The 398-nt window shown below is 68.6% G+C and carries 1 pseudogene; it reads right to left on the minus strand.

From position 1 onward, the window contains the following. Positions 1-398, minus strand: a pseudogene (locus tag AC2JF9_RS10120) (hypothetical protein); the annotation flags it as partial.

A 398-nucleotide genomic window follows, 5' to 3' on the forward strand; every position in this document is an offset into this window, starting at 1 on the left:
TTCCAGAAGGGCATTCAGCTCCTGAACCAGGGGGTCGATCTCGCGCGGATAGGATTCGTCGATGCGGGCCTTCTCGCCCGAACGGATGGCGGCGATCGCCCGCCGCACCCGGCGCAGCGGCCAGAGGCCGTAGATCGCCTGCAGCAGCGTCAGGACGATCAGCCCGAGGCCGAGAGCGCCGAACGAGCGCACGAGCGTCTGCCGCAGCACCGAAATCTGCTCGTCCAGCGCATCGCGGCGCTGCGCGACCTGAAACCGCCAGCGCTGGGGCGAGCCGGGCAGCTGGGCGTCCGTTTCCACGATCCGCAGCCGCTCGTCGGGGAACTGGTCGCTGTCATAGGTGTGGAAGTCGGTGTCGCGATGATTTTCGCCGACCCTCAGGCGGCGGTCCCACAGCG

This window comes from Lactobacillus sp. C449L, assembly GCF_059900815.1.